This is a genomic window from Cellulosimicrobium sp. So1_17, from assembly GCF_055181235.1.
This window is the reverse complement of sequence record NZ_CM143702.1, coordinates 1,369,699-1,395,429: the sequence shown is the minus strand read 5'-3', so window position 1 is coordinate 1,395,429 and position 25,731 is coordinate 1,369,699. Positions and strand designations below refer to the sequence as shown.

Sequence of the window (25,731 nt, the reverse complement as noted above, 5' to 3'; positions counted from 1 at the left end):
CGCCGACACCGTCGTCAGGGGTGTCAGAGGCGTCAGGGGCGTCTCGCCCGCCGCAGCCGGTCCACCGCCTCGCGCAGCACGTCCTCGCGCTTGACGAACGTGAACCGGACGCGCGAGGCGAGGGCGCGCGCCGTCGTCGAACCGGGGGTGCAGAACGCGCTCACCGGGACGGCGACGACGCCCGCGAGCGCCGGCAGCTCCCGGCACAGGGCGATGCCGTCGTCGAAGCCCAGGGGCGCGCCGTCGGCCACGACGAAGTACGTCCCCTGCGGCACGACGACCTCGAACCCCGCGGAGACGAGCCCCGAGCACAGCAGGTCGCGGCGCGCGGCGAGGGAGTCGGCGAGGGCGCGGGGCGTCTCGTCGTCGGACAGCGCGTCGGCGATCGCGGGCTGGAACGGCGCGCCGGACGTGTAGGTGAGGAACTGCTTGACCGTCCGGACCGCCGTGACGAGCGGTGCCGGGCCGTGCAGCCAGCCGATCTTCCAGCCGGTGAACGAGAACGTCTTGCCCGCGGACGAGATGGTGATCGTGCGGTCCCGCATGCCGGGGAGCGTCGCGATCGGCACGTGCTCCGTGTCGTCGAACGTCAGGTGCTCGTAGACCTCGTCCGTGACGACGACGGCGTCGTGACGGCGCGCGACGGCGGCGATCGCGTCGAGCTCGTCGAGGTCCAGCACCGTGCCCGTCGGGTTGTGCGGGGTGTTGACGAGGATCAGGCGCGTGCGGTCGGTGACGGCAGCGCGCAGGGCCTCCGTGTCGAGGCGGAACCGGTCGGTGCCCGGCAGCAGCGGCACCGTGACGTGCCGTGCTCCCGCGAGCGCGATGCACGCGGCGTGGGAGTCGTAGAACGGCTCGAGCGTCACGACGTCGTCGCCCGGGCCCGCGAGCGCGAGGACCGTCGCGGCGATCGCCTCGGTCGCGCCCGTGGTCACGAGGACCTCGGTGTCCGGGTCCGGGTCGAGCCCGTAGTGGCGGTACTGGTGAGCCGCGATCGCGTTGCGCAGCTCGAGGATCCCGGGTCCCGGCGGGTACTGGTTGTGCCCCTCCTCGATCGCACGCTGTGCCGCGTGCTTGACCGTCGAGGGGCCGTCGACGTCGGGGAAGCCCTGCCCCAGGTTGATCGCGCCCGTGCGCCGTGCGAGCTCGGTCATCTCGGCGAAGATCGTCGACGCGACCGTGCCGTCGGCGCGCAGGAGCCCCGTCGCGCGGGCGGCGTCCTGCCAGCGGCCGGGCGGGAGGGAACCGGTCGGAGGAGTCATGCGCCGACCCTACTGGGCGGCCCCGCGCCCAGGATGTGGGACGCGCGATGTGGAGGCGGTGACGGCCGCTACTTCGACATGACCGCCGAAACCCCGACGGGTACCACGCAGGCCTCGCCGGACCTTCCGCTCCGGCTCACGACAGGGGGCCTCGTCACTCACGAGTTCGATCCCGGGTCGTTCGTGTACATCTCGGCCCAGAGCGAGGACGGTCGGTCAATCACCTGCCGCATCACGGTCGACGGTGAGGTCATCTCGGAGAACACCGCCACCGGGGAGTTCGCATCGCGACCTGCAAGGGAAGTGCCTAGCACCGGCGTGCTAGAGGCTGTGGGTGGGCGGCGGCACACTACAGCGCGTGATCGAGTGGGGAACCGTAGGGGAGTGGGTCGGCGGCGCAGGCGCCATCATCGGAGCTGGCGTGCCGCTCGTGCTCTACCTGGTCGAGAGGCGCGAGCGTATCGCGGCCCAGGCGGAGAGCAAAGAGCTTCGCGCTCAGGAATCGGCCCGAGCGCGCCAGATACAGGCAAGACGCATCAGCTACCGGTTCGGATTCCGCAAGCCAGACACCAGCGCGCAGAGTTTCTGGCCCCGTGGCTCTTATCTGGCGATCCTCTCGAACGCGTCCGAGACACCGATCCGCGCCGCAGCGCTCATCTACCGGAACTCCGAAGGCCCCCGCCTCGCAGCAAGATGGGGGCTCAGTGGCCCAGGGGATCACGAAGAGGTGATCCGAGCACGCCCATCCGAGGACGTGTCGGCCGTCCTCGTATTCGAGGATGACAACGGCGTCTGGTGGCGACGCGGTTCCGACGGGAAGCTGGAGGAGGCTGAGCCAGTCGACATCGGCGGGCTCACACGGCTCGGTGAGGATGAAGTCGTGCGGGAAGGCGCCGAGGCATGAGGCGTTGCGTCGCTCGCGATACGGTCGGCCGGTGGAAGCCAGGGCCATGACGCCGAACGACCTCGCGGCCGAGCTGGGCGTCTCCGCGTCCGCCATTCGCCGCTGGCTGCGAGCCAACGGAAAGCGCGGCGAGACTGGCCCGTGGCTGATCGATGAAGAGCTCTCTACGCGTGCTCGGGCGCACTTTGAGATGACGCGGCCGGTGCGTGAGCGAAGCGGGGGAGTGTGCGAGGTTGTTGACTGTGATCGCCCGTCAGTCGGCCGCGGATGGTGTCGCCTCCACTACAACCGATGGCACCGCACCGGCCACGTCGATGGCGTCGGCTCGGGCGCGCACCAGCTCGCCAAGACCCACTGTCCGCAGGGGCACGAGTACACGCCCGAGAACACGATCGTGTATCCCTCGGACGGCCGGCGACGATGCAAGCAGTGTCGCTTCGGGTGAAGTTCGGTCGGCGCTAGTGACACGAGTTGTCGAACCAATAAGGCTTCCCGTATGACATCAAACGGAAGTCTCATCGGATACCTCGAATCTCAGATCGACGACTCAAACGTCTACCGCGTTGTGGACACCTACCGCGTGTTCACCAGCGGAACCGAGTTCGAAGTGCGCATCATGCTGCAGCACGACGTGCCGGCCGAGTACTCCTATCTCGTGGAGGTAGAGAACTTGAAGACGGGCGAGAAGAGTCAGCACGGCAATGGAGGCGCGTCGCCTGAAGAGGCGTTGAACGTATTCCACTGGCAGACGATCCTGCCTCGTCGGGAGGAGCACTAGTGGCCGACTTCATCTGGGGCGACGCACGGGTCACCTACCCGGACCTCGTCGGCACAGCGCAACTCGACGAGCGAAAGACAGCGCCACCCGTCGAGCGAGCAGTGGGCCTGAACCCTGAGCAGTGGACGGTGATCGGGCTCGACATCGGTGGTGGAGAGCGAGCCCACGAGCTGCGAGTGGTGGCGGTAGCGGCCGACGACATGCCCGACGGCGGAGACGTCTTTTCCAGGATCGCCGAAGCGAACGGTGGCGAGGTCCCCGTCACCGAGTTTCTCATCCATGACGTCGACCCCTACGAGGTGCTCCGAGCGATCACTCACCAGTTCGAGCTGCGGCTGCGAGTGCGAAGCGCGGCGGACCTGCCCATCCGTGTCGTACGACAGGCCGACGTGCCGGAACAGGATTGACTGAACGGGACGCTCGTGTCGAACGGGCGTTCGAATCGGCGTTACCCTCGTGCCGTGGGACAGGACGACGGATCGCTGGTGCGACGCGAGCGTGACGACCGCCCTTCGCTCGCACAGCGCGCTCCTCGCCCTGCTGAACTCGACGGCCGTCCCTGGTCGCAGCGCCGACCTCTCAACCACGAGAAGCCCGAGCATGTCCCGACACGACCCCAAGGCGACCTGCCGGTGATCGTCCGCCTGCTCTGGGACACCCACGAGGAACTCATGCCTGCGCGTGCGATCCGGTGGACCGGCTCGCATGTCATGGTCGTCGTCAAGGCGACATCAGGACCGTCGAACCAGCACGAGCTCATCGCGTGGCTTCGAGTCGAGGACGTGTACCGGACGATCCCACGTAGGCGGGGATAGGCTGCCGACACGATCGCCGGGCGCCAGGTGAGAGTCCGGGTGAATTTGTCGCCAGAGGAAGCGCGCTAGACGGCAGACGGCTGGGCTGAAGGTAAGGTCGCGAGGCATGAAGGCGGCATGGCTGGCGCTGATGCTGGCCGCGGGGCGGTGGAGATGGCTATCGCCGATCTCCGTGATCGCCTTCGGCGTTGCCGGCCTCCTCGTGGGTGTTCTCGAGTGGCGGGTCCTGCCGCTCGCGGTGATCGCGATCGTCGGAACAGTTCTCGAAGTGTTCGCCAAGAGATCTTTGGTCGGGCAAGTGGGCGATTCCAAGGCGCTCCTCTACCGCGGACTCAATCCGCTAGCGCGCACCCTCGTTGTTCTTGTAGCGAAGACAACGCCGAAGCGACGCCTGCAGGAGTTGCCGAACGTCCTCTGGATGGTGCTAGTTTCCGCGCTGATTCTGACTCGCGAGGAGGAGTCAAGGGCATCCTTCTTCTACCGTCTGAAGGTTGATGGTCGTGATTGCCTGGTTCCGCACCCATCTCTCTCACACGGCCGTGGAGACGAGCCGATCTCTCGCTTTTTCCGAGACGAGGGAGAGGGCAAGGCCGTCTGGGCCATGGCAGAAACGGGGTTTCCAAACTTCTGTGAGGACATCCGGGCTACCCCGCCGGAGGGTATGGACCTCCAGCGTGATCGCTCATATAGGACGTTCCTGACCGCTCCGGTGATGGTAGACGGCGTGGTCACGGGGCTCCTGACGGTCAACGCACCGAACCCCGGCGACCTGACGGAGGAGGACAAGGGTGTGATTCAGGTCCTTGCGCGCATTTCAGGCGTGGCGGTCGCACTGTGCGATGGAATGTGGGTAGATGCTGGTACGAAGACCCTGGAGGGAGGGGACGACGATGGGCACTGACGAGTGGTCGGCGGACATGGACCGCCTCATCGCCGAGATGCGGCGCAACCCCACACGGTACGTCGAGGAGGCGCGCAAGGAAGCGCGGAAGGGTCAGAAGTCAAGGTCGGCGATCAGCGGTCGGTTCGTGAACGTGCGAGGTACGGCGAAGTCCGTGCGTCGCAACACGGCTGGTTGAACCACGAAGGAGCGGGGGATGCGGCCTGCTTCCTTCTGGGGAGCGGAACCCCTCCCCAAACAACCCTCGTGAACCGCCCTGGGTCTGATGGAGGCTCTGGTGTGCCCCGGCTTCCGTGGAGTCGGATTGCTGGAATCTAGGCCACGGTGATCGTTGCTGCGTTCTCGAACTCTACGGGCGTCAGCCATCCGAGCGCGGAGTGGCGGCGCTGGCGGTGGTGGAAGATCTCGAGGTACTCGAAGATCGCGTTCGCTAGTTCCAGGCGGGTGCGCCATCGACGCCGGTCCAGGAGCTCGACCTGCATGCGCGACCAGAAGCTCTCGATGACGGCGTTGTCGTAGCAGTCGCCGATCGATCCCATAGAGGGCACGAGGCCAGATGCCTTCGCTCGCGTGGTGAAGGCCCAGGATCCGAACTGGACTCCGTGGTCGGAGTGGATGATCGTCCCGGCCGGTGGCCGGCGGTTCTCGATGGCCATGCCGAGCGCGTTAGTGACCAAGGCTGCGGTCGGCGCTGAGTCGATCGACCAGCCGACCACGCGCCGCGAGCAGACGTCGAGCACGACGGTGCAGTACACCTTGCCCTCACGGGTGGGGTGCTCGGTGATGTCCGTGACCCACAACTCGTTCACGCCATCGCGGGCGAATTGCCGATCGACGAGGTCGGTGGAGATCAGGTCGGGCCGGGCGCGACGCCACTTCGGACGTCCCCCGAGGCCCTTGAGGCCAGCACGGGCCATGAGCATCTCCACCGTGCCGTGCCAGACCTGGATGCCGTGGCCCTGGGTGAGCTCGGCGTGGACCCGCCGGGCGCCGTAGACGCCGCGCGAGGCGGTGTGGATGGTGCGGATGGTCTCGGTCAGCAGGGCGTGTCGCACGTGTCGGACCGAGGGGGCCCGCACCAGCGAGGCGTAGTAGCCGGACTCCGAGCAGCCGAGGGCCCGTACTGCCGGCTGAACCGGCAGCCCTTCACTGGCCATCACCGCGATCGCTTCGAACCGCCTTTTGGGGGCACCACCGTCCCCAGCAGCTCGCTCGCGCGCCGGTGGACCGCCAGCTCGGTCTCAAGCTCGGCGATCCGCTTCCTGGCCGCAACCAGTTCTGCCTTCTCACCGCTGGTCAGGCCCGGCTCGAGACCCTTGTCGATGCGGTCCTGCCGCCGCCAGGCGTAGATCGTCTGGTCACTGATCTCGAGATCGCGAGCGACGTCCGCGACCTTGCGGCCCGACTCGAGCAGGTCCAACACCTTGCGCCGGAACTCCGGCGGATACCCACGACGTCCCACGAGGCCCCTCCTACAGGGTCAGGTGGCACAAGAATCCAGTAATCCGACTCCACGGAACGCGGGACACACCAGACTCCAAGAAACTCAGGGCGGTTCATCAGCCCGCGGGCAGCAAATCGGTGGGCCCAGATTGCCGCGCGATCGTGGAACTCTTAACCGACCATTAGATTCGACCCACCGAGCACGGACACGAGGGCCTGAGAGTGAACACGCGAGCAACCCGATCGTCTGTGCAGACTCCCCACGGATGACCACTCGCGTCGGATCGGAGTCATCGTCGGGGGCAGGGGTGCGCACCCACGGTGAAGCACGCGGACGGGATATGGGTCAGTTTCGCATCGGGGGGCGTTGAGTCAGTGTGACTGCTGCCGCACGGGCTGGACGTTCAGCTTCAGTGAATGGATCATGGACCACCACATCTGGGTTAGTGACGGTGAACATTTCCCGCGCTATCGTCGCGGTGCTCTCGTCGAGTAGCCCTGCGTGGTCAAGGACCTTTGCCATTAGATAGGACCGCTGAGTGCTGATCGCTGGTTTGCGGGTCTCCCCGACCTCGTGTGTCTGCGCCCAGATCGGGGTGCTGGCGTCTGCGGCGGCGGGATCCTGGATTGTGGATCGAAGTGCGGTGACCGCGTGCGCGTCGTGGCGCAGTCTGCGCACGAGCGGGCCTGTCAGCAGTGGGAACAGGTAGGCGGCGTCCTGGACCATGATCTGGTGGTGCGCCCGTTCGACGATCACGGGCAATGCGCTGGGCGGTGAAGATCGGACGGCGACGGCGAGCGAGTCGATCCATTCGCGACGTTCTCGAGGTTTGCCCGCGCGGAACCAGGCCTCAAGGTCGGCGAACATGGTGCGGCTGCGCTCTTCGGTCGGGAACAGCTCGCAGTACAACGCCCGCAGTTGCGGGGTGATGTCAAAGCCGGGCTGCTGCGTCAGCGCGTCGCGGAGCGTGTCGGCGGGGACCCGCCAGAAGTCCGGGTCGACCATCAGGTCGTAGATCTCGTTCGTCTCTCGCCAAACCGAGATGGAGGAGTTCACGCTTGTCAGACAAGCGACGAAGAGGTCGATATCGCGGCGTCCACCGCGATGCGACCAGAGAAGGTACTCGGCACTGCTGCGGAACTGAGGGTTTGCGTCTGCCTCCAAACGAATGAGCTCATTGATCGACGGGTGCGGAGACGAGCTGAGGCTGAGCTGGCCGAGCACGGTTGCTCGAGCGTTCTCGCGCACGTCCCTGGCGTTTGAGGCGGAAAGCAGTATGAACAGATCGTCGCCAAAGTGAGTCGACACTTCGTCCCAGTTGGCGTTGAGTAGGTCGACCAGTTCCCGATCGATGCCTCCAAACAGGTGTCGGAGTTGCACGCCCGGTGGCGTGGGTTCCCCGATGGTCTCCAGGAGACCCTCATGCAGCCTGAGTTCGCCGAGCAACAGCATCCCTACCCATCCGGTCTGCCGCCGGTAGTCCAGATCCGGGCCGTACCCGCAGAGTTCGGCTTGCACCTGTGTGCGCAGCCAATCGGCGGCCAACTCAGTCTGTTCGTGCTCAGCATTTGGTGAAATCCGGTACCGCTCGACACGCCGGATCAGGCCGGTCAGTGCGGTGCGCTGTACCCAGACGTCGGGGTCCTCACCCCAGTCCTCGAGCACGTCGCGCAGGGTAGCCGGGGTTAGGTCAGAGCGGGTCAGAGCATCGACGAGCACCTCCCGCAATTGCGGTGGCAAGTAGGCGAGCTGGTCGAGAACCGCATCCATCATCGTGTTTGCGGTGGTGTCGGTGCGGGCGCCGTAGGCGCGCACAATCGCCGAAGGTGCCGGGTCGTGAATGCCGCTAGTGACGTACCGGGGATGCTGCAAGGCCTGCAACGCGAACGCGACGACCCTCTCATGCGCTGGCCACGCGGTGATGATTGCGTCGACATGCCAGGTGAGTTGGCTCGTCCCGACCGCAGTGCAGCGTGTCGCGAGTTCGTCCGGATCGTGCTCGCGCAGGACCGCGGCGGACTCGGAGTCCTTCGGGGTGCTGGCGACCCGGGCCCAGGCATCGGCGACAGCCATCGCAATGATGACCCGCGCTTCCCCGTCACCTTCGTCGGCCGAAGACCTGAGCAAGGCGACGAGCACCCGAAACCCTTCCGTGACACCGAGCGCATCCAGCGCCAGCGGTGCGAGTGGTGCGGCTGACTCCAGGGGTCCGTGCAGGCGCTCGTTGAATGCCGCGCGCACCTCGGGCCGGTCCCGGAACCGTTGCAGCAGCGCTGAACCGATAGGGACGGGACGCCACGAGTCCAGTGCCGGCAGGAGCGCTTCGAGTGCCTCGTCGTCGGGCAACGATTCAGCGAGGGTGATAACGCCATCGTTAAACCGCGGCTTTGAGACGTCTTCCCGGATGGTCGCCGCGGCCCTTCGCGCGAAACTTGCGTCCGCGCGCCACGGCTGTGGGATGAGCGCAAGGTTGTACAGCAAGAGTCCGTTGCGGTCGGGATGTTCCAACTCATCGGCCACCCAGTTCTTGATCGCGTCGTCGTCGCTGAACGTGGTGCAGGCCAGCAGCCAGGCCATCGACCGGTTGCCGCCATTCATGCCATTGTCGGAAAGGGTCTCTAGCACGAACCGCGCCGCGTCCGGCTGCCCAGCCAGCGCATGCTGCACGAACGGGATGGCGAGGTTCGCCCAGTGCTCTCGCGGCCGCAGCCCTTCATGCCGCAGAAGTCCTCCGAACCATTGCCGCTCCTCGGCAGAGAGGTAATCGAACTCTCCTCCTGCGGCTTCCCGCAGCAAGTGCAAAGCGCAGACCCGCAGCTCCGGGGTGATCTGCGATCGCGCCCATTCGAGTAGGGCGGGCAGCTGCGGCCAGTCCGGCCAACCTGTTCCCAAACACAGCAGCGCGAACGCCTGGTCGATGGCGCTCGCCCCGTCGCGGACGCTCGTCTCGATTCGAGCGCCGATCGTCACGTCGCCGGCGTAGCGGATCGCTATCGCGTGGGCGGCGTTCAGCTGCACAGTCTCGTGCTCGTGCCGCAGACCCCAGAGCAACGTGGGAAGAACCCCTTTCTCTACGACCACGGTGTCTCGGAGCATCCACAGCGGTGAAGTCGGCTCGGGGTGCGCGGCGTTGAGCCAGCGTGTGAAGGTGGTGAGCAGTAGCGGTCGCAGCGATGCGTGTTTCGTCATTGATACCAGCGACGCGATCAGCGTGGCGCGGTGGGCGGTGTCGGCGTGCTCATTGACCCGTTTGATAATCTCCGCCACCCACTCTGCTTGCCTATGCGTAGTGATCGCGACGTCAGCGGCGATAGCGTGGGCAATCAGTTCGTATTTGTCAACAGGGTCCACATCGGAGTGCTCGCTTAGCCGGGTCAGCAGGGATGCGTTGACGTGTGCGTTGACTTGGGTGGCGAGCCCGGCGATGAGTACATCCCGCCACGTGGCGTCGCCTGCCCGGGTGGTCACGACGCTCTCCTGCTCCGCGGGCGGGAGCGTCGCCAGGTGCTCGCCTGCCAGCTGATCGAGGAGAACCCGATGGAGGAACCCGACCATGCCGACGCCTTGCGGGACGAGTAGGCCATACTCGTCCTCCGCCTGTGACAGCACCGCTGCCGCGACCCGGGCCGCGTCGGCCGCGGGATAGGCCAGACCATCGTCACGGCGAAGCTCCTCCCGGAACCGTCGTTCCATCTCCTGTCGGGGTCGGATCGCCGAACCGCCTTCCTTTCGGGTCTGGTAGGCGACACCACGGAGCACCGTGAGCATGTCGCTGGTGGAGAACTCCGATCCCGCCGCGTAGGACGCACGGCGGCGCATTTGGGGGTGCTTGTCCACAAGAAGCTGGACCAGCGCGGAGAACAGGTGGAACCGTTGCGGCGGCAGCGACTCTCCCCGCCATGACTTCGCCAGCAGTCCGAGAAACAGAGGTGTACCCAAAAGGGGGCTCAACGCCGGAATCTGGGCCAGTTCGGCCAGGAACGACTCTGCGTGCGGGGTGGATAGACCGTCGGCACCGATCGTGTCGGACTCGGCTAGCACCCGGGTGACCAGATCGACCTGCTGAGCGTGGGTGAGCGGTGCCAGGACCGCTTTCGTCCACGGCTCCACCCAGTTCAGCCGGTCCACCGCGTACGGGCGAGCAGTGAGGATCGCGCCGATTTGTCGCTGAGACACGAACGACTCGATCAGCCCGAGCGCATACTCCGCGGATGCGGGGTCGTTCCACTCGTCGACGCCATCGACGAGCAGGATCGCCCGTTCGTCGTCGAGTGCCGGCTGCGTGAGATCCCAAGCTGACGGTCCACCTTGCTGGGTGACCCAGGCCTGAATCGCCGAGACGACCGAGTTTGTGGTGGATCCGTCGAGGTGACGACATAGGAACCCGAACGGCAGCCATAACGGCAATTTGCCGCCGTGTGCCCGCTGCAGCGCCGCGGACTGCGGTTCGGCGGCGAGGATATCCGCGGCGGCAAACATCAGGAAACTGGACTTACCCGAACCGGGCGCGCCGATGAGCAGCCGGAGGCGCTCCGACTCGGCCCATTCGTCGACAGGAGTGCGTGGCCGGTCCGCATCCGCCGATCGGACCGGTTCTCGTCGCGCAGGTCGGCGGATGCGGCGGCGCATCGTCAGGGGCGTTCGCGCGAACTCTTCAAGTGGCTGGTCCGCCACCAGTGGCTCCGTCTGCTCTGGCTCTACTGCAGGGACTCGTGACAGTGCACTCTCCGACACCGGTTGTGTATCAAGGATCAGATACGACAGACCGCGTGTGTGAGTGCCGGTGACTGTCGGCGAGGCACCCTGCGACCGGAACGCGGCCCGGTAGAGGCCTCCGAGGGCGGCGCGGGCTGCGCGTGCCTGCTCGGGGGTGATCCGCCGGGCAAGCTCCGCAGCGCGGTCCTCTCCGCAGAACGCGGCCACCCACGCCCGTCCGAAGAAGTCATCCACCAGCAGAGGGTGATCATGGAGCCGGGAGGCGATCTCTTCCGCTCCCCACGGTTCAAACTCGACGCCGTTCTCCGTGAGGGTTTCTCGCGCGGACCGGACTGCGGCATCCAGCTTGGTATCGCGAAGCGACGAACTCGTGGCGTAGTAGAACCGAGAACACCGACCTGCCCACTCGCCGCCGAGGAAGTCGGTGACCGCAGAAGTGATCGACGCGGCGGTGAGGCGCTTCACCCGGCGTGACTGTAGTGCCACGTAGCTTCTTCCCGCCTCGGCGGCGTCGAGCGAGGGTGCTGCTCGCGCATACACATCGATTCCTGCCTGGGTTTGCCCGGGCAGCCCGTACAGGGTCGCCTGCTCGATGTGTGCTTCGGTTTCCAGAAGCCGTGTGAACAGTCGCTCCGCATTCTCCGGGGTCAAGTCACCCACGGGCAGCAGCGCTTGCCGAGTCTGGACGGGCGGGGCTGGCCAGGGCCCGTCCGGTACAGACCACAACGTCGCCGGCAGCTCGAGTTGTCTCGTCGTCACGCTGCCATCTTGCCGTTCGCAACCGACAGGTACCCGCTTGCTCGCGGTGTGCCGTCAGCCAGTACGCCCGGTGGAGCGCATCACGCACGGGTACAGCAGTTCAGCGCTGCTGCCGAAACGCTGCACGAGCACGGTGTCGGCCTCTGCTTCACCTGACGAGAGGACACCCAGTACGCGCATGCGACGAGCGTGGTAGCCGTCGCTCACGCACCCGAGCGCGATGAACTGCTCGCGACGGGACGACCCGGCGTCCCCGATCCTGACCCTGAGGCGCATAGGCTGGCTCGCCACAACGCTGATCGTCACGTTCGTTGGCCGCATGCTACGGACGCTGGCACCGACCCTGAGTACGCTACGGCTGCGATGAGCACATACTTCGAGCCCAGTAGGACCCGAACGGTCGTCGGCGCGGATTGCCTCAGGCATCGCAGGCGGTGTAGCCAGTAGCTTGCAGTCGGGCGCGGTGGCAGTGTCGTGCGCAGAGTTCTACGGTTCTGAACCGCCGACCGGACGGTACCCGCGCCTGAGACTCCGCGCAGAGGCTCTCGATGAGCATCGCAACCGTCTGCTGCCGCAACTCAGTTTGATGGTGGCGGCGACCATTGTCCGGCGTTAAAACTAGCCCGGCTCGACGGTGGTACTGGCACTGCCCCCGAGGTTCTCGTCATCCGCCTTGTCCGATAGCAGAGGATGTACCTGGAGTTCGCCTTGGATAGGCTTCGACTGAGCTTCGTCCAGTGGAGAGTCTTCGCTGACCACTCCCGAGGCAACTGAAGATGACCTCTCTTCGACATCTCGACCACTTGCCCCATCAGGAATTCCAGAGGATGAGCGCGAAGACTCTGCGGATTGCGAGGTTAGCAAGGCCTCGGTTCGCGGGGGCGCTCCCTCGCTTGGGCGTTCGGCCGCGCGTCCAGAGTCAATAGAGCCGCCCAGGTCGCTTGGTTCGGTCCGCAATACAGGCGCGCCTGGGTCGAGGGAGCGTCTCGGCTGCGTTGCTGTCGCGATCGGTTCACCCAGCAGCCAAGCTCGCGCTTGCAGTCGGAACTCGGGGTCGAGGCCGGCCGCCGCAACGAGGAAGCCGCAGACATCTGCGACCAGTTTGGCCGCCACTGGGTGGAAGTCAGCACCGAAGGCGTCTTGAAGTTTCACGCGCGTGCCCGCAGCCATCATTGCCGAGACGGCTTCGGCGTAGCGCAAGGCAGTTTGAACTTCGGCGGGTCGCCGCATGAGGCGGGTGACAAGTTCCCGCATCTGTGAGTAGTACGGCGGGAGGTGATCGAGACGTTGTACGCCCGCGGGCGCGACGCTTCGCAGCAAGGTGGCGACCTCGAGTTTCTCCCGCAAGTTTGTAGCGCCGCCAAAGAGATACTCCTGCAACCCGCGATCCTGGTCCCTCAGATAGGCGCTCTGGATGTGTGCACACGCGCGCACGAGCGTGACGATGTACTGCCAGGCCAGATCGACGAAGAGTGCGAGGTGTATCCGGTTGCGAGGGCTGAGGTGCCTCGCTGCATCGTGGAGGTGAGCCACGAGCTGAACAGGATTGCGGTGGTGCTCGTACACCCAGTAGTCGAACTCGCGGTACTCAAGTAGAGGCTTGAGGCGGCGATCCAGTCCGGTAAAGGCTGCCAGATTCTGCGCGACTGCATCCCGATCAAAGAGGACGCCGAGCGGCCCCGCACGATCATCCAGCGGGTTGCCGTACAGCTGTTGCATGGTGGTCAGGTCGGCCGAAGGCAGAACGGTGATGCCAAGACGGTTCGACAACTGACGCGTCGCGTCGTTAACGTCGTGCTCGCGCACGAGCATCACGTGGTCGGCGCCGAAGAGGTCGCCCACTCCACGTGCCCAGAACATGCGCGCTGTCGGCCTGTCGCGCTTCCCTGACTTGCAATCCGCGATAGTCGACGTCAGTTGAAAGCCCGGCGCTATGAACATGCCGAGTACGTCGAGGTCAGTGAACGTCTCCGGTCCGCCCGAAGGCTTGCTGTCCCCACGGCCACGGGGCGTGTGCCCTTCACCTCGGAGTTCGACGTCGAGACGAGTGCTGTAGCCCATGCTCCAGAGCAGACGCCGTACGCCCACCTTCAGCCCGAGGTCAAGCTCACTCACAGCGCACTCCTTCCCATCGCCGTCTCGAAGATTCGCGCGAAGTGCTCGACCGAGGGCTCTACCGATCGGCGCATCCGTTGCGTTGTCTGCATCGGAGCGCGGTATGCCTTGCCAGCATCCAGCGCACTGCGAGCGACTGAGTCTTCGACGCGGTGCGCGACTGACTCGCCTCGTGTGATGAGATCGCGCGCGATGCCCAGTGCTGCGCGGTTGTCCTCGGTGTCAATGAACGTGGGCACCACCCAGTTGCCGCCTGGCATGGTGTCGGGGCCGAAACGGATCAGGCCAGCGTTTCTCATCAGGGCGTACTGCCGTTGATGGGCGCTATTGGGGTTCAAGAATCCACGGTTCGGGTCGAGGAGCTTGTCAATTACGTTCACCAGTCCGGCAGCGGAGAGAGTGTTGTACTCCCCGTACCTCTCGGCGCTCCGCAAACATGCGAGCACAGCCAGTGACTTCTCGAGCACAGGCTTCCTCGTGACAAGCAGGGTCTTGTCTGACACGTACGGAAGAGCCGCGAAAGCACGGGAGGATCCGTCAGGCAGCGTGACTGCCGGGGCCATAACGAGGCCACCCGCGACGGCCTCGGTGAGCACGGGGTAGGTGCCGGGGATCAGTTCGAGGCCCTGCTGACTCCGAACTGCTGAGAGCTCTTCGATCAACTGGTCAGAGCCGTGGGTCCCCGCGAGCGACGCGAGGAGTTCAGGGTTCTCGAACCCAAAGAAGGGCGAGTATGCGATGTCGCCGTCGATCGTGCGCAGGGTCCTAACGAGACCAGACGAAGTGCCGACCTCGATGAGTTCCGGAACTGCGGAGTGGTCAAGTCCGAAGGCACTCTCCACGTCCTCCAGCGGCACCGGTGCCTTGGAAAGTCCGTCGACGACGCGGAGCAGTTGCTGCTCTACTTCCGTCGGCGCTCGATCCCGCCATGCTTCCCCGAGGGTGCTGTAGAGGTCATCGTAGTAGGGCACCGTCTCCGTGAAGGTGGTTACCTTGCCCCCGCTGCGCTGGACGCCTTGGACGTAGCCGGCATCCTCTAGCAGCGCGATCACTCCACCGAATGCCAACGGATCAACGTCGAGTTGGTAGGCCGCTACCTGGGTCAGCGCTTGCGCGTCCGTTACTACGTCCCGCCCGCGGATCAGTCCTGCCACTGTCGCGGCCATGCCGACCACTCGGGTGTCGCTCAGCGGAGCGAGCAGGGGTGAGTGCGGATCGAGGTTGCGGAGGCCGGAGTGGACATCCTGGCACCGCAGGCCCTCATCGAAGCTGTCCATCTTTACGTCTCCGTCCGCGCCTTGGGCTCTCGGCGTCGTCGCCACCGACGCATGTTGCCACGTACACACCTGTCTCGGGCGGATCGAGTCCGGGCGTCGGCGCTCGGCGTTGCGCGCCCGACGACTGTACCTTCCGGAACGCGCGCGTCTGAGCGGTGTCCGAGACTCCATGCAGAAGTCACCTAATCGGAGAACACTGCCTCCGCCGACATGGTGCTTCCACCAGACGGGGGAGATCGCGCTGCGGCGGCTCGTCAAGGAGGCGCTGGGCATGCGCCCCGACCGGATCGTCATCGGCGAGGTCCGCGAGGCGGAGAGCTTCGACCCGCCCACCGCGTTAAATGCAGGAGTCCCGAGTATGCGCGGCGCACCATCCGGGGTGTATCGGTAGGCGGGGGCGTGTCAGAGAGCTCTGGAAGGCTTCTGGAAGCGGGACGCATCGGGCTGCCCGTTCGAATGACGGAGGACTGGCTAGTGGCTCGACACGCGGTTCGGCATGTGCAGAAGGACGACGACGGAAACATCACCTTCATCGGTACGCGGGGTACCTGGCGGATGTCGTCGGGGTACGCGATCCGCCAGTTGCGGTCCGCATCTGGTGGCAGGTTCTACGTGCCCTGGAAGGACCAGGACTCGGTCGAGGTGATCGTCGTCGACGACGAGAACGGGCCGTACCTTAGGACCGCTCGCGACAGCAACAAGGCAACAACGTCGATTCGCTGCCCAGCCACTGGTGAGCCGTGGGGAGCCGTCGTTCGTTTCACCCGCGGACGACGGCTCCCGGCGTGTCAGGTCCCAGTACAATCCCGTCATGCTTCTAGCTGCCGTCGAGGATGCCACCCCGACAACGATCTCTTGGACAACTCCAACGATCGTTGTCGCGATCGTCGCACCCCTCTTAGCTCTCGTTGGCGTCCTCATTTCAAACTGGTGGAACGGGCGGAACGCCATCAAGGCGGAAAATATGCGGCATGCCAATGCGTTAGTCGCAGAAGGTGTGCGCCACCAGAACGCGCTCGACGCTGAGAAGGTGCGATCCGACGCGACGATTCGCGCTGAGAACTTGCGGCACGAAAACGCACTTCGACAGGCAGAGATCGCCTGGGTTCGAGGCGCAAAGGCCAAAGCCTACTTTGGAATCATTGCGTCAACGACAATTCAAATCGGAGCCGCACGTCAGTCGGCGTGGTTTATGCGACCGTCCAGGGACCTTGATGGCAACCTCGAGCCTTCCGAGACATATAATCCCACCAATATTGAAAGTGCGGTGAGTTCCGTTCAAGAGTGGAACGAAGCGCACAGTCAAACTCAGCGCATGACTGCTGAAGTTCGAGCCGTCGGTGATCCCCGTATTGCAAAGCTTGCCGAACGCGTGTCGAATGAAAGTAACGATCTCATCGGGTGTGTCATGCCAGCGACGCGGAAGCATGGCGACGCGTACAAATCGCCGAAGGTTGGGAAGAAGCACAGGCGGAGGATGGCCAAGGCCTACCGTGAAATGATCGAACTTATTCGAAACGAGCTCGGTGCTGATCCGAGCATCGTCGACCCAGTCCCGTCCGTCACAAGCGATCCCAATTCGGCGACGCTCCCGGTTTCGGGGATAGCGCCTTCGTTGCCGGGTGGCGTCTGAGGGCGACGGTCTACTTGCTTCGCTCGCCGCACGATGAGGCCGGACGGTGCTAGCGCAACCACCAGGTCGTCCAGCAACTCGGGATGCGGAACGTCGGCACGCTGGACGACGTAGGTCACGCGTTCGATCCCGAGGGACGGATCGAACGGCGTGTAGGTGGCTTTCGAGATTGTCACGAGCACGACGACGGGACGACGTGTTCAACCCCGCCCACGGTGGCGACGACTTCGAGGTGGGACAGTGGCGTGATGTTTATGAGTTCATCACCCACAAGAGGCCGGGAAGTCTGAGGTAGTTCCCTGCCGCGAGGACGAGTGCCTGAGCCTGGAGGTAGTGAACACTCGAAACGTCTTGCACCGAGACCATCTTCGCACTGTTAGACCCCGCCGGCTGTACAGCAGGGGAGATGTGGTTTCCGCCAGGGGTTGATATCCGGTGCGAGTCTGATGATCCAGTCGAGCGCGCAGTCCGTGTGCATCCGGAGCTTCCCGACCGGTCCGCCAAGCTGCCAGTTCCACTCGTCCTGAACCTGGAGGACGGGCAGCTCGCACCAGGCGCAAATGTGCGGACCGGATAAAGCCATCACTGCGAACGACCGCTCAAGGTTGTTGAGAACGGCCATCAGCTCTTCTCCGTTCGTGCGCCTTCGATCGCCTTTGCCCAGGCGTCGAGGTCGTGCGTGAAGTAGTGGAGGCGCGTGCCAGCTCGGTGTCGAACCGGACGAACCTTGTAGCGGCGGGAGTACTCGTCCACACGTCGTGTGTCCCTGAATCCGAGGTAGGCGGCTGCCTCTTTTCGGGTGAGCCCCCAGGTCGAGACCACGCGACGGTTCTGGATGAAGTCCAGAACATCCTCGATGCGGAACCTCCGCTTGCCGTCTGTGTCTACGGTCATCTTCGGGGCGAGGTGCGGGTCCTGAATCCTTCGCACCTGAACCGCTGCTTCGGTGATCCCGAGCATTTCCGCATCTTGGCGATTCGTGAGCAGCTTGCTCATTCCATGCCTCGCTTCATCGCGCTCAGCACGGTGCGAACGGGCATGCGGTTCATGAATGCAGACGTAGCGAATCCGAGAACTGATCCGATGGTGATGCTCAGCAGAATGGTGAGGGGCATTGGTGTATCCCTTCCGATTGAATTGACCGAACGGGGATGGCCACACGGTCAACGGTGGGTGGTCCGCGACCATCGCTCCTGACACGTTTTCACGTAGGGAGTTTCGATCAGAACGATCGCTCTAACCTGTGCGATCGCTAGTGCGTAGCACTACGGATCGGCGTTCTCTGCGTTAGAACGATCGTTCTGATGCGATTTTCTATCCGATAGTGCGGAATGCTGGACAGGTCTGCGAAGCAGACCCCAACATCGACCTATGACCACCGACAACAGCCCCACCTCGCTTTCGCGTGATAGGGCTGTGCGTCGTGCGGTGGAGCCGTTCCCGAGGCTTAGCGCCCGGCAGCGGGCCAGCGTGTCCCGACTGCTTCCACCTGCACCCGTGCCGGATCGAACACGCGAGGACCGCGCCCAGACCGCATGACTGTTACGTCTGCGATCTGCCGGAGGACCGTCCGCTTCGTGTCGATGGTGGCCGACCGCCACCGCTCGGCCCCGTCCCGCCCCGCGAACGCGGCCAACGCGCCTTCCTTTGCCCGTTGGGCTAGACGGGCGTGGGCGTCCGCTAGAGAGTCCAGGACGCGGGACGTGGCGCGTGCGAGCTGATCCCGCGTGATCTCGCCGTCGGCGTAGGAGTCGGCCAACTCTGCGAGCCGTGCCTGCAGCGCAGACGCCTTCGCGCCTGGGTCATCGCTACCCGTCTCGGTGGTCGGAAGCTCCTCGCGCTCGAGGATGCCTGCCACGACATCCACCACGAAGGCGTCCGTCTCTACTGTGTTTATGTACACGTGGCCCGAGCCGGTGTTCCTGCACCTGTAGATCACACGGCTGCTGCCGTCTCGGTTCTTGATGTAGTTGGACCGCAGCAGGGCTCCGCACTCGCAGTGTCCGATCCCGGCGAGCAGGTACTTCGCCTCGACGGACGACTTGCGCTTGCGGCTTGGGTCGGTGAGCACGGCGACGACGCCGCGCCAGGTGTCCTCGTCCACGATGGCGGGGAACAGCGAGGGACCGACCACCTCACCCTTCCAGGTAGACAGGCCCGCGTTCCGCGCCCGAATCAGCGTCTGCCTCACCGTCGTCGCGAGCCACGGCTTGCCTAACGTCGAGGTCACGCCCAGCTCGTTCCACGACGCCGCCACCGAGCTCAGCGACCCGCCCGCCAGGATGTGCGCGCACGCCTCGCGGATGAGCTGAGCCTCGATCTCGTTGTGGGAAATCGGCTTGGTCTCCCAGCCGAAGGGGCGAGCTCCACCGAGCCACTTGCCTGCCTTGGCAGCCTGCTGCTGCGCACGCCTGGTGCGCTCGGCCTTGTGCTCAACCTCCTGGCGCGCCACCGACCCGAGAATACGGGCCACCATGCGCCCTGTCGGGGTGGCGAGGTCGAGCCGTCCTGCGTGGACGGTCTGGGTGACGACCTGACGCTTCTCGCAGATAGTCACGTACTCCTCGAGCTCGGTGGGCGAACGGTGGAGCCGGTCGGTGTGCCAAACGATGACGCCGCCCACCTTGCCGGAGTCGATGTCGGCAAGGAGGCGGCGGTAGGCGGGACGGGGCTTGCCCGAGAACGCGCTCATGTCGTTGTCGGTGTAGAGCTCGGTGACGGTCCAGCCGAGGCGTTCGGCTAGCGCCCGGCAGTCCTCCTCTTGGCGGGCAACGCCCAGGCCCTCGCCGTTGCGGTCCTGGCTGATGCGTACGTAGATCGCTGCGTCCATATGGATAGCGTATCCCGCATATCGACCCTTCCTGGCGCGTGCACCATCCGCCCCTCGGCGCGCGCGAGGCGCTGGCGAAGATGTGCACGCTGCTCGCTCGCGGGCGAGAACGTGTCCGACCGGTTCGTCGTGCCGACGGTCGCGTCGGCGATCGACCTGGTCGTCCATCTCGGCGTCGACGTGGACGGCCGGCGGCAGGTCCGCGAGATCCTCGGTGTCCCTGGCCGGGTCGAGGAGCGCGTCTCCGAGACGTCCGAACTCTTCGTGCGCTCCAGTGACCGGCTCGTGCGCGCGGACGGGTACCCGCCCGCAGCGGACAGGTTCGCCCGGGCGGGGATCGACCTCGGCGCGGTGCTGCGGCACTCAGGTGCCGACGAGCCAGGCACCCTGTCCGACGTCGCGTGGTCGGCGGTGCGCTGACGTGGGTGTCGTCGTGGGTCTGCTGCTCGGTGCCGGGCTCTTCAGCGTGTGGTGGTCGTTCTGGGAACCGTCGCCCCGACGTCCGCGCCGCGACGACGGCTGGTACGCCCGGGCACAGGATCTCCTCGTGCAGGCCGGTGCGCCGTCGGTCACGCCGGGTGCGCTCGTCGCGAGCAGCGTCGGGATCGGGCTGGTCGTCGTGCTCGTGGCCGGCGTCCTGACGCGGTCGCTGACCATCGCGGCGTGCTTCGCCTCATCGCCGCGTCGGCGCCTGCCATGCTCGTCCGGTCCCGCGCCCGCCGGCGCCGCGCGCGGCTGCGTGACGTATGGCCCGAGGTCGTGGACCATCTCGCCTCGGGCGTCCGGGCAGGACTGTCGCTGCCGGAGGCCGTCGGGCAGCTCGGCGACCGCGGACCGGTCGAGCTCCGCGCACCGTTCCTCCTCTTCGCGCAGGACTACCGCGCGAGCGGGCGGTTCGGCGACTGCCTGGACGCGCTCAAGGGCCGCCTGGCGGACCCCGTGGCCGACCGCATCGTCGAGGCGCTGCGCCTGACGCGCGACGTCGGCGGGACGGATCTCGGGCGGCTGCTGCGCACGCTGTCGGCGTTCCTCCGGGAGGACGCGCGGACGCGCGGCGAGCTCGAGGCGCGCCAGTCGTGGACGATCAACGGCGCGCGCCTCGCCGTGACGGGACCGTGGGTGGTCCTCGCCTTCCTCGCGACCCGCCCCGAGACCGCCGCGGCGTACAACTCCGTGACCGGCGCGCTCGTCCTCGCCGGTGGCGCGGCGTGCACCGTCGTCGCCTACCAGCTCATGCTGCGGATCGGTCGGCTGCCGGAGGAAGAGAGGGTCCTGCGATGACCGGGGTCGAGCTCTCCTGGGTCGGGGCCGCCGTCGGAGCGCTCGGCGGTCTCGGGATCCTGCTCGTCGTCTCCGGACTGCGTGGACGCGCGATCCGGCTCGACGAGCGGCTCGCACCGTACCTGCGCACGCACGACGCGACGTCGGCCCTGCTGCGGGACCAGCCGGTGCACACGCCGTTCCCGACGCTCGAGCGACTCGTCGCACCCTGGCTCGCGGACGCCGGACGGGCGCTCGACAGGTTCGGGTCCACGAGAGCGGAGACACGGCGCCGGCTCGACCGGGCCGGTCGCTCCGAGAGCGTCGACCAGTTCCGTGCGCGCCAGCTCGTCTGGGGCGTCCTCGGGCTGGCGGCCGGCACGCTGCTCGCGGTGCTCCTGGCGGCGACGCGCGGCTCCTCCGTCGTCGCGCTCCTCCTCGTCGCCCTGCTGTGCGGCGTCGGTGGGCTGCTGGCGTGCGACCAGCACCTCGCTCGAGCGGTCCGCCGTCGCGAGGAGCGCATGCTCGCGGAGTTCCCCACGGTGGCCGAGCTCCTCGCCCTCGCGGTGAGCGCGGGTGAGGGCCCGGTGGCTGCGCTCGAGCGGGTCGCGACGACGGCGCGCGGCGAGCTCTCGGGCGAGCTGGCGACGACCCTCGCGTCGGTCCGCGCCGGGACCCCGCTCACCCGTGCGCTCGAGGAGCTGGCCGACAGGACGTCGCTCGCCAGCCTCACGCGCTTCGCCGAAGGAGTCGCGGTGGCCGTGGAGCGCGGGACGCCGCTCGCGGAGGTCCTGCGCGCCCAGGCGCAGGACGTCAGGGAGACCGGTCGCCGGGCGCTCATGGAGTCCGGGGGGCGCAAGGAGGTGCTCATGATGGTCCCGGTCGTGTTCCTGATCCTGCCGGTGACGGTCGTGTTCGCCGTCTTCCCGTCCATCGCGACGTTGCGGATCGGCTTCTGACGAGCACGGGACGGCGGACCGGGCGAACCGGACGCCAGGCGGAGGGCGTCGCACGGACGACGTCGGTGGGACCAACGGACGGCTGAGAGACGGCCGCCGCGACGAAGGGACACGAGATGCAGGGGCTGGTCGGCAGGATCGCAGGTGCCACGTCCACGTTGGCGCGGCGAGGGTTGCGCCGCGTGGCGGGGAGCGACGTCGAGCGCGGCGACGTCCCGGGATGGGTGCTCATCACGCTCATGACGGCGGGCCTCGTCATCGCGCTCTGGGCGGTCGCCGGACCGGCGCTGACGGCGGCGTTCAGCGAGGCGATCAGCAGCGTCAGCGGCCCCTGACCGTGGAGCCGTTCGCGCCCGCACCGCCCGGCGACCGCGGGTCGGCCGTCGTGGACTTCACCCTCTTCTCGATCCTCGTGCTCGTCCTCTTCCTGGGCGTGGTCCAGGTGGCGCTCGCGGTGCACGTGCGCTCGACGCTGGTCGACTGCGCCGCCGAGGGGGCGAGGGTCGCTGGACGTGCCGACCGCGGCGTCGCCGACGGTGTGGCCCGGACGAGGGAGCTCGTCGCGGCGTCGTTGTCGGAGCGCTACGCGCAGGACGTGACGGCGCGGGCGACCACGCTCGACGGGCTGCCGGTCGTCGAGGTGACCGTCTCGGCACCGCTGCCGGTGGTCGGGCTGCTCGGTCCGTCGGGAGCGATCACGGTCGAGGGGCACGCGCTCGAGGAGGGCTCGTGAGGCGGTCGGCACGGTCGATGCGCTCGCCGCTGTCGACGACCGGCGCACCGGTCCGTGGAGCGGTGCGCGGGGTCCGTCGCGCGGCGTGCGCCGTGGTCGGCCGCTCGGTCGGCCGGCGCCGCGCTGCCGACGCTCTCGCGGAGCGCGGCAACGCCGTCGTGGAGTTCCTCGGTGTCGCGCTCGTGCTGCTCGTGCCCGTCCTGTATCTCGTGCTCACGCTGGGCCGGGTGCAGGCGGCGACGTTCGCCGTGGAGGGTTCGGCCCGGGAGGCGGCGCGCGCGTTCGTCACCGCGCCGTCGAGCACGGACGGCGCGTCGAGGGCCGTCGCGGCCGTCGGGATCGCCCTCGGCGACCAGGGCTTCACGGAGGTCGACCCTGCGGCGGCGCTCTCGGTGACGTGCTCCGCGCAGCCGTGTCTCCTGCCCGGGAGCGAGGTCGCGGCCCACGTCCGGGTCGAGGTCCCGCTGCCTCTCGTCCCGGCGTTCGTCCGGGACGCCGTTCCGCTCGCCGTACCGGTCGAGGCGCGCTACGTGGCCGCGGTGGACGAGTACGCAGCGAGGCGACCGTGACGGGCCACGCCGAGCGCGGGTGGCGACGGGCGGCTACGCCGACGCGGGCAGACCCCCCGATGGTTCCGGACGGCGGCGCGCCGACGGGCGACGCACCCGACGGCCGGGAGAGTGGCCAGATCATGCTCCTCACGTCGGCGTTCGTCGCGTTCGCGCTGCTGCTCGTGAGTGTCGTCGTGAGCGCGACGCAGGTGCACCTCGAGCGCAAGCGCCTGTTCGACCTCGCCGACGCGCTCGCTCTGACCGCGGCGGACTCGATGACGCACGAGACGTTCTACCGCGGCGACGCGGACCGGCCGGAACAGGGTGCCGTCCTCACGCTCTCGGACGCCCAGATCAGGACGGATGTCCAGGAGTACCTGGGCCGTCACCCCGACGCCGTCGCGGGTCTCCACGGCGTGCGCGTGGTGGGCGCATCGACCCCGGACGGGCGGACCGCGGAGGTCTCGCTCGTCGCCGTCGCGCGACCCGCGATGGTCACCTGGGTGACTCAGCTCTGGTCAGATGGCATCATCGTGCGTGCGGAGTCACGCGCAAGGGCGTGGTAGCCGTCGACCCGTTCGACGACGAACGATCAGGGAGAGGACAGTGCGCAAGGGTGCGCGAGCGATCGCCCACCCGTCCGTTCACTTCCTTAACCTTGGTCGACCACCCACGTTCTTCTCTGTGCATCCGCGTGGTTCACCGTTATGGTGATCCGGTCCGACAACACCACTCCAACGATGGAGATCAACAACATGAATGCACGAGCAAGGAAGCAGCTCGTCGCCGGGGGTGCCCTCGGTGCGATGCTCATCGGCACGGTCGCTCTGTCGTCCGCCGCCACGGCCGACCCGGGCGACACCACCGACGTCGAGGTCTCCGTCTCGATCGAGTCGACCGTCGAGCCGGGCAACCTCGCGTTCAGCGTGGCCGCCGACTCGACGTCGCTGAGCGAGGTCGACTCGACGGTCGAAGGGACCCGCGAGTTCACGGGCACCCTCCCCACCGTCACGGTGACCGACACCCGCACGGCCGAGGAGGTCCCCGAGGGTGCCGCCTGGGCCGTCCTGGGCCAGGCATCCGACTTCACGGGCACCGAGGGCCAGGAGGCCATCGGCGCCGAGAACCTCGGCTGGACGCCGGTGCTGGAGGACGGCGGCGAGACCGGTCTGGTCGAGGCCGGCGAGCCGGTCGACCCGGCGCTCGAGGGCGACGACGACGACTTCAACAACGTCGGGCTCGAGAACCAGGAGCTCCTCGTCTCGACCTTCGACTCCGCCGAGGTCAACCCCGAGGGCTCGTGGAGCGCGAACGCGGACCTCACGCTGCGCACCGTCGAGGACGTCGAGGGCGGCGACTACACGTCGACCGTCACGCTCTCCCTCTTCGAGTGAGCGTCGGCTGACCACCGACCGCCCGGTCGCTGACCGGGCACGCACCGCCTGAGCGACGGCGGGTCGGGTCTCCTGTCGGCCACGTGCCGAACGGAGCATCCGGCCCGCCGTTCGCATGACCCCAGCACCGAGAAGGCACTTCCCCGTGAGCACTGCACGAACCGTCCCCGCACGACCCGCTCCCGAACGAGACCGCGTCGTCGCGCGCGGCGCGACCATCCGCCGTCGTGCCGCAGCGGCCCTCGCCGCGCTCGTCGTGACTCTCCTCCCCGCCGCGCCGGCGCTCGCGAACCCGTCGGCGGACGCGGGCACGACGATGCCGCGCGACGTCGACGACACCATCACCTGGAGCGTGGCCCCCGCTGATGCGGACGGGCTCGACGGGCGGCGCTGGGTCGAGCAGACGGTGGACCCCGGCGAGACGGTCGACGAGCACCTCGCCGTGACGAACTTCGGCGACGTCCCGGCGACGTTCGCCCTGATCGCGGCCGACGGGTACCTGACGGACAGGGGCCGTTTCAACATGCTCCCTGCCGACCGGGAGTCCGTCGACGCAGGCACCTGGATCACGATCCAGGAGGACGTCGAGGTCGGCCCGGGAGAGACCGTCGTCGTGCCGTACACCGTCGCCGTCCCCGACAACGCGACCCCCGGCGACCACCCCGCGGGCATCGCGGCCTCGGTCAGCAGCACCGGGACCGACGCGGGCGGCAACAGCGTCGGAGTCACGAGCCGCGTCGGCTTCCGCGTCATGACGCGGGTGACGGGCGAGGTGCAGCCCACGCTGACGGTTCCCGACGTCAGTGCCTCCTACACGCCGTCGTGGAACCCGTTCGCGCCGGGCGAGGTGCGCGTCTCCTACGACGTCGCGAACGACGGCAACATCCGCCTCGGTGCCGACAGCACCGTCGAGACGTCCGCGCTCTTCGGGCTCGCGACGCGGGACGCCGCGGCGGAGCCGATGGCCGAGATCCTGCCGGGCGGCTCGCTGACCCGCACGGTCGAGATCGACCAGGTCTGGCCGCTCGGCCCGGTGACCACCACGGTCACCGTCACGCCCGTCCCGGTCGCGGAGGACGAGATCGACGCCGCCCAGCTCGAGCCGGTCACCACGACGGTGACCACGTGGGCCATCCCGCTCCCGCAGCTCCTGCTCCTCGCGATCCTGCTGGTCCTCTTCCTCGGTGTCCGCGACGAGCGCCGTCGCCGCCGCAAGCGCCTCGAGGACATGCTCGCGAAGGCGCGCGACGAGGGTCGTCGGGCCGCTGCTGAGCGGGAGCGGGGCGACGGGGGCTCCGCGACGACGGCCGGTGCGGCGTCCGGCGAGAGCACCGGCACGGGTGGCGCCGCGAAGGGCGACACGACGGCCTGAGCCGCGCGTCGCCGTCGGGCAGCCGCCG

22 protein-coding genes and 3 pseudogenes are annotated in these 25,731 nt (G+C 67.1%); 17 read left to right on the top strand and 8 right to left on the bottom strand.

Going from position 1 to position 25,731, the window contains the following annotated elements; all coding sequences use genetic code 11:
* Positions 1 to 32 precede the first annotated feature (32 nt).
* On the bottom strand, positions 33 to 1,262 hold the full coding sequence (locus tag ACZCLJ_RS06270; protein WP_463105824.1) for a pyridoxal phosphate-dependent aminotransferase: 1,230 nt from the start codon (positions 1,260 to 1,262) through the stop codon (positions 33 to 35).
* Between the two features lie 358 nt (positions 1,263 to 1,620).
* On the opposite strand from ACZCLJ_RS06270, the gene ACZCLJ_RS06265 reads away from it, so the two are divergent.
* The 6 genes from ACZCLJ_RS06265 (at position 1,621) to ACZCLJ_RS06240 (ending at position 4,660) form a co-directional block, all read left to right on the top strand.
* Positions 1,621 to 2,166, top strand: a complete 546-nt coding sequence (locus ACZCLJ_RS06265; protein WP_463105823.1) for a hypothetical protein — start codon at positions 1,621 to 1,623, stop codon at positions 2,164 to 2,166.
* Positions 2,167 to 2,197: 31 nt separating this feature from the next.
* Entirely contained in the window at positions 2,198 to 2,611 is a 414-nt protein-coding gene (locus ACZCLJ_RS06260) for a hypothetical protein (RefSeq protein ID WP_463105822.1), read from the top strand.
* A gap of 51 nt (positions 2,612 to 2,662) precedes the next feature.
* The gene (locus tag ACZCLJ_RS06255; protein ID WP_463105821.1) at positions 2,663 to 2,944 is read left to right on the top strand and encodes a hypothetical protein; all 282 of its coding nucleotides are present in this window, start codon (positions 2,663 to 2,665) and stop codon (positions 2,942 to 2,944) included.
* The gene (locus ACZCLJ_RS06250; protein WP_463105820.1) at positions 2,944 to 3,351 is read left to right on the top strand and encodes a hypothetical protein; all 408 of its coding nucleotides are present in this window, start codon (positions 2,944 to 2,946) and stop codon (positions 3,349 to 3,351) included. The genes ACZCLJ_RS06255 and ACZCLJ_RS06250 overlap by 1 nt, the downstream gene beginning before the upstream one ends.
* A gap of 54 nt (positions 3,352 to 3,405) precedes the next feature.
* The gene (locus tag ACZCLJ_RS06245; RefSeq protein ID WP_463105819.1) at positions 3,406 to 3,759 is read left to right on the top strand and encodes a hypothetical protein; all 354 of its coding nucleotides are present in this window, start codon (positions 3,406 to 3,408) and stop codon (positions 3,757 to 3,759) included.
* Positions 3,760 to 3,865: 106 nt separating this feature from the next.
* A complete protein-coding gene (locus tag ACZCLJ_RS06240; RefSeq protein ID WP_463105818.1) occupies positions 3,866 to 4,660 on the top strand; it encodes a GAF domain-containing protein in 795 nt (264 codons plus the stop codon).
* A gap of 314 nt (positions 4,661 to 4,974) precedes the next feature.
* Here ACZCLJ_RS06240 and ACZCLJ_RS06235 read toward each other — a convergent pair.
* The 5 genes and pseudogenes from ACZCLJ_RS06235 to ACZCLJ_RS06215 form a co-directional block, all read right to left on the bottom strand.
* Positions 4,975 to 6,122 (bottom strand): annotated as a pseudogene (locus tag ACZCLJ_RS06235) (IS3 family transposase).
* 327 nt (positions 6,123 to 6,449) lie between these two features.
* Positions 6,450 to 11,480 carry an NACHT domain-containing protein gene (locus tag ACZCLJ_RS06230; protein ID WP_463105817.1) on the bottom strand — a complete coding sequence of 1,677 codons (5,031 nt, stop codon included), beginning with the start codon at positions 11,478 to 11,480 and terminating at the stop codon, positions 6,450 to 6,452.
* A gap of 153 nt (positions 11,481 to 11,633) precedes the next feature.
* Complete coding sequence (locus ACZCLJ_RS06225; RefSeq protein WP_463105816.1) at positions 11,634 to 11,885, bottom strand: hypothetical protein; 252 nt, start codon at positions 11,883 to 11,885, stop codon at positions 11,634 to 11,636.
* Positions 11,886 to 12,197: 312 nt separating this feature from the next.
* Positions 12,198 to 13,694 carry a hypothetical protein gene (locus ACZCLJ_RS06220; RefSeq protein ID WP_463105815.1) on the bottom strand — a complete coding sequence of 499 codons (1,497 nt, stop codon included), beginning with the start codon at positions 13,692 to 13,694 and terminating at the stop codon, positions 12,198 to 12,200.
* A complete protein-coding gene (locus ACZCLJ_RS06215) occupies positions 13,691 to 15,016 on the bottom strand; it encodes a hypothetical protein (protein ID WP_463105814.1) in 1,326 nt (441 codons plus the stop codon). Before ACZCLJ_RS06215 ends, ACZCLJ_RS06220 begins: the two co-directional genes overlap by 4 nt.
* Positions 15,017 to 15,197: 181 nt before the next feature.
* Between ACZCLJ_RS06215 and ACZCLJ_RS06210 the strand changes: the two are divergent.
* Positions 15,198 to 15,332, top strand: a pseudogene (locus tag ACZCLJ_RS06210) (ATPase, T2SS/T4P/T4SS family); the annotation flags it as partial.
* A 450-nt stretch (positions 15,333 to 15,782) separates the two neighbouring features.
* Entirely contained in the window at positions 15,783 to 16,604 is an 822-nt protein-coding gene (locus tag ACZCLJ_RS06205) for a hypothetical protein (RefSeq protein WP_463105813.1), read from the top strand.
* A 621-nt stretch (positions 16,605 to 17,225) separates the two neighbouring features.
* On the opposite strand, the gene ACZCLJ_RS06200 is transcribed toward ACZCLJ_RS06205, so the two are convergent.
* Both ACZCLJ_RS06200 and ACZCLJ_RS06195 read right to left on the bottom strand, forming a co-directional pair.
* Positions 17,226 to 17,600: a hypothetical protein gene (locus ACZCLJ_RS06200; RefSeq protein ID WP_463105812.1), complete on the bottom strand. Its 375-nt coding sequence runs from the start codon at positions 17,598 to 17,600 to the stop codon at positions 17,226 to 17,228.
* Positions 17,601 to 18,051: 451 nt separating this feature from the next.
* The gene (locus tag ACZCLJ_RS06195; protein ID WP_463105811.1) at positions 18,052 to 19,434 is read right to left on the bottom strand and encodes a recombinase family protein; all 1,383 of its coding nucleotides are present in this window, start codon (positions 19,432 to 19,434) and stop codon (positions 18,052 to 18,054) included.
* A gap of 111 nt (positions 19,435 to 19,545) precedes the next feature.
* On the opposite strand from ACZCLJ_RS06195, the gene ACZCLJ_RS06190 reads away from it, so the two are divergent.
* The 9 genes and pseudogenes from ACZCLJ_RS06190 to ACZCLJ_RS06150 all read left to right on the top strand — a co-directional run bounded on the left by ACZCLJ_RS06190 (position 19,546) and on the right by ACZCLJ_RS06150 (position 25,703).
* Positions 19,546 to 19,854 (top strand): hypothetical protein, encoded by a 309-nt coding sequence (locus ACZCLJ_RS06190; RefSeq protein ID WP_463105810.1) that lies wholly within the window; start codon positions 19,546 to 19,548, stop codon positions 19,852 to 19,854.
* Position 19,855: 1 nt separating this feature from the next.
* A pseudogene (locus ACZCLJ_RS06185) lies at positions 19,856 to 20,715 on the top strand (type II secretion system F family protein).
* Positions 20,712 to 21,653 carry a type II secretion system F family protein gene (locus tag ACZCLJ_RS06180; protein WP_463105809.1) on the top strand — a complete coding sequence of 314 codons (942 nt, stop codon included), beginning with the start codon at positions 20,712 to 20,714 and terminating at the stop codon, positions 21,651 to 21,653. The pseudogene ACZCLJ_RS06185 and the gene ACZCLJ_RS06180 overlap by 4 nt, the downstream one beginning before the upstream one ends.
* 116 nt (positions 21,654 to 21,769) lie before the next feature.
* The gene (locus ACZCLJ_RS06175) at positions 21,770 to 21,988 is read left to right on the top strand and encodes a hypothetical protein (RefSeq protein WP_251153309.1); all 219 of its coding nucleotides are present in this window, start codon (positions 21,770 to 21,772) and stop codon (positions 21,986 to 21,988) included.
* 50 nt (positions 21,989 to 22,038) lie between these two features.
* Complete coding sequence (locus ACZCLJ_RS06170; protein ID WP_463105808.1) at positions 22,039 to 22,386, top strand: TadE/TadG family type IV pilus assembly protein; 348 nt, start codon at positions 22,039 to 22,041, stop codon at positions 22,384 to 22,386.
* Entirely contained in the window at positions 22,383 to 22,955 is a 573-nt protein-coding gene (locus tag ACZCLJ_RS06165) for a pilus assembly protein (RefSeq protein WP_463105807.1), read from the top strand. The genes ACZCLJ_RS06170 and ACZCLJ_RS06165 overlap by 4 nt, the downstream gene beginning before the upstream one ends.
* Before the next feature lie 59 nt (positions 22,956 to 23,014).
* Positions 23,015 to 23,503 carry a pilus assembly protein TadG-related protein gene (locus tag ACZCLJ_RS06160; protein WP_463105806.1) on the top strand — a complete coding sequence of 163 codons (489 nt, stop codon included), beginning with the start codon at positions 23,015 to 23,017 and terminating at the stop codon, positions 23,501 to 23,503.
* A 141-nt stretch (positions 23,504 to 23,644) separates the two neighbouring features.
* Positions 23,645 to 24,331, top strand: coding sequence for a hypothetical protein (locus tag ACZCLJ_RS06155; RefSeq protein ID WP_463105805.1), 687 nt, complete (start codon positions 23,645 to 23,647; stop codon positions 24,329 to 24,331).
* Positions 24,332 to 24,476: 145 nt separating this feature from the next.
* Positions 24,477 to 25,703, top strand: coding sequence for a hypothetical protein (locus ACZCLJ_RS06150; protein WP_463105804.1), 1,227 nt, complete (start codon positions 24,477 to 24,479; stop codon positions 25,701 to 25,703).
* Positions 25,704 to 25,731: the final 28 nt, after the last annotated feature.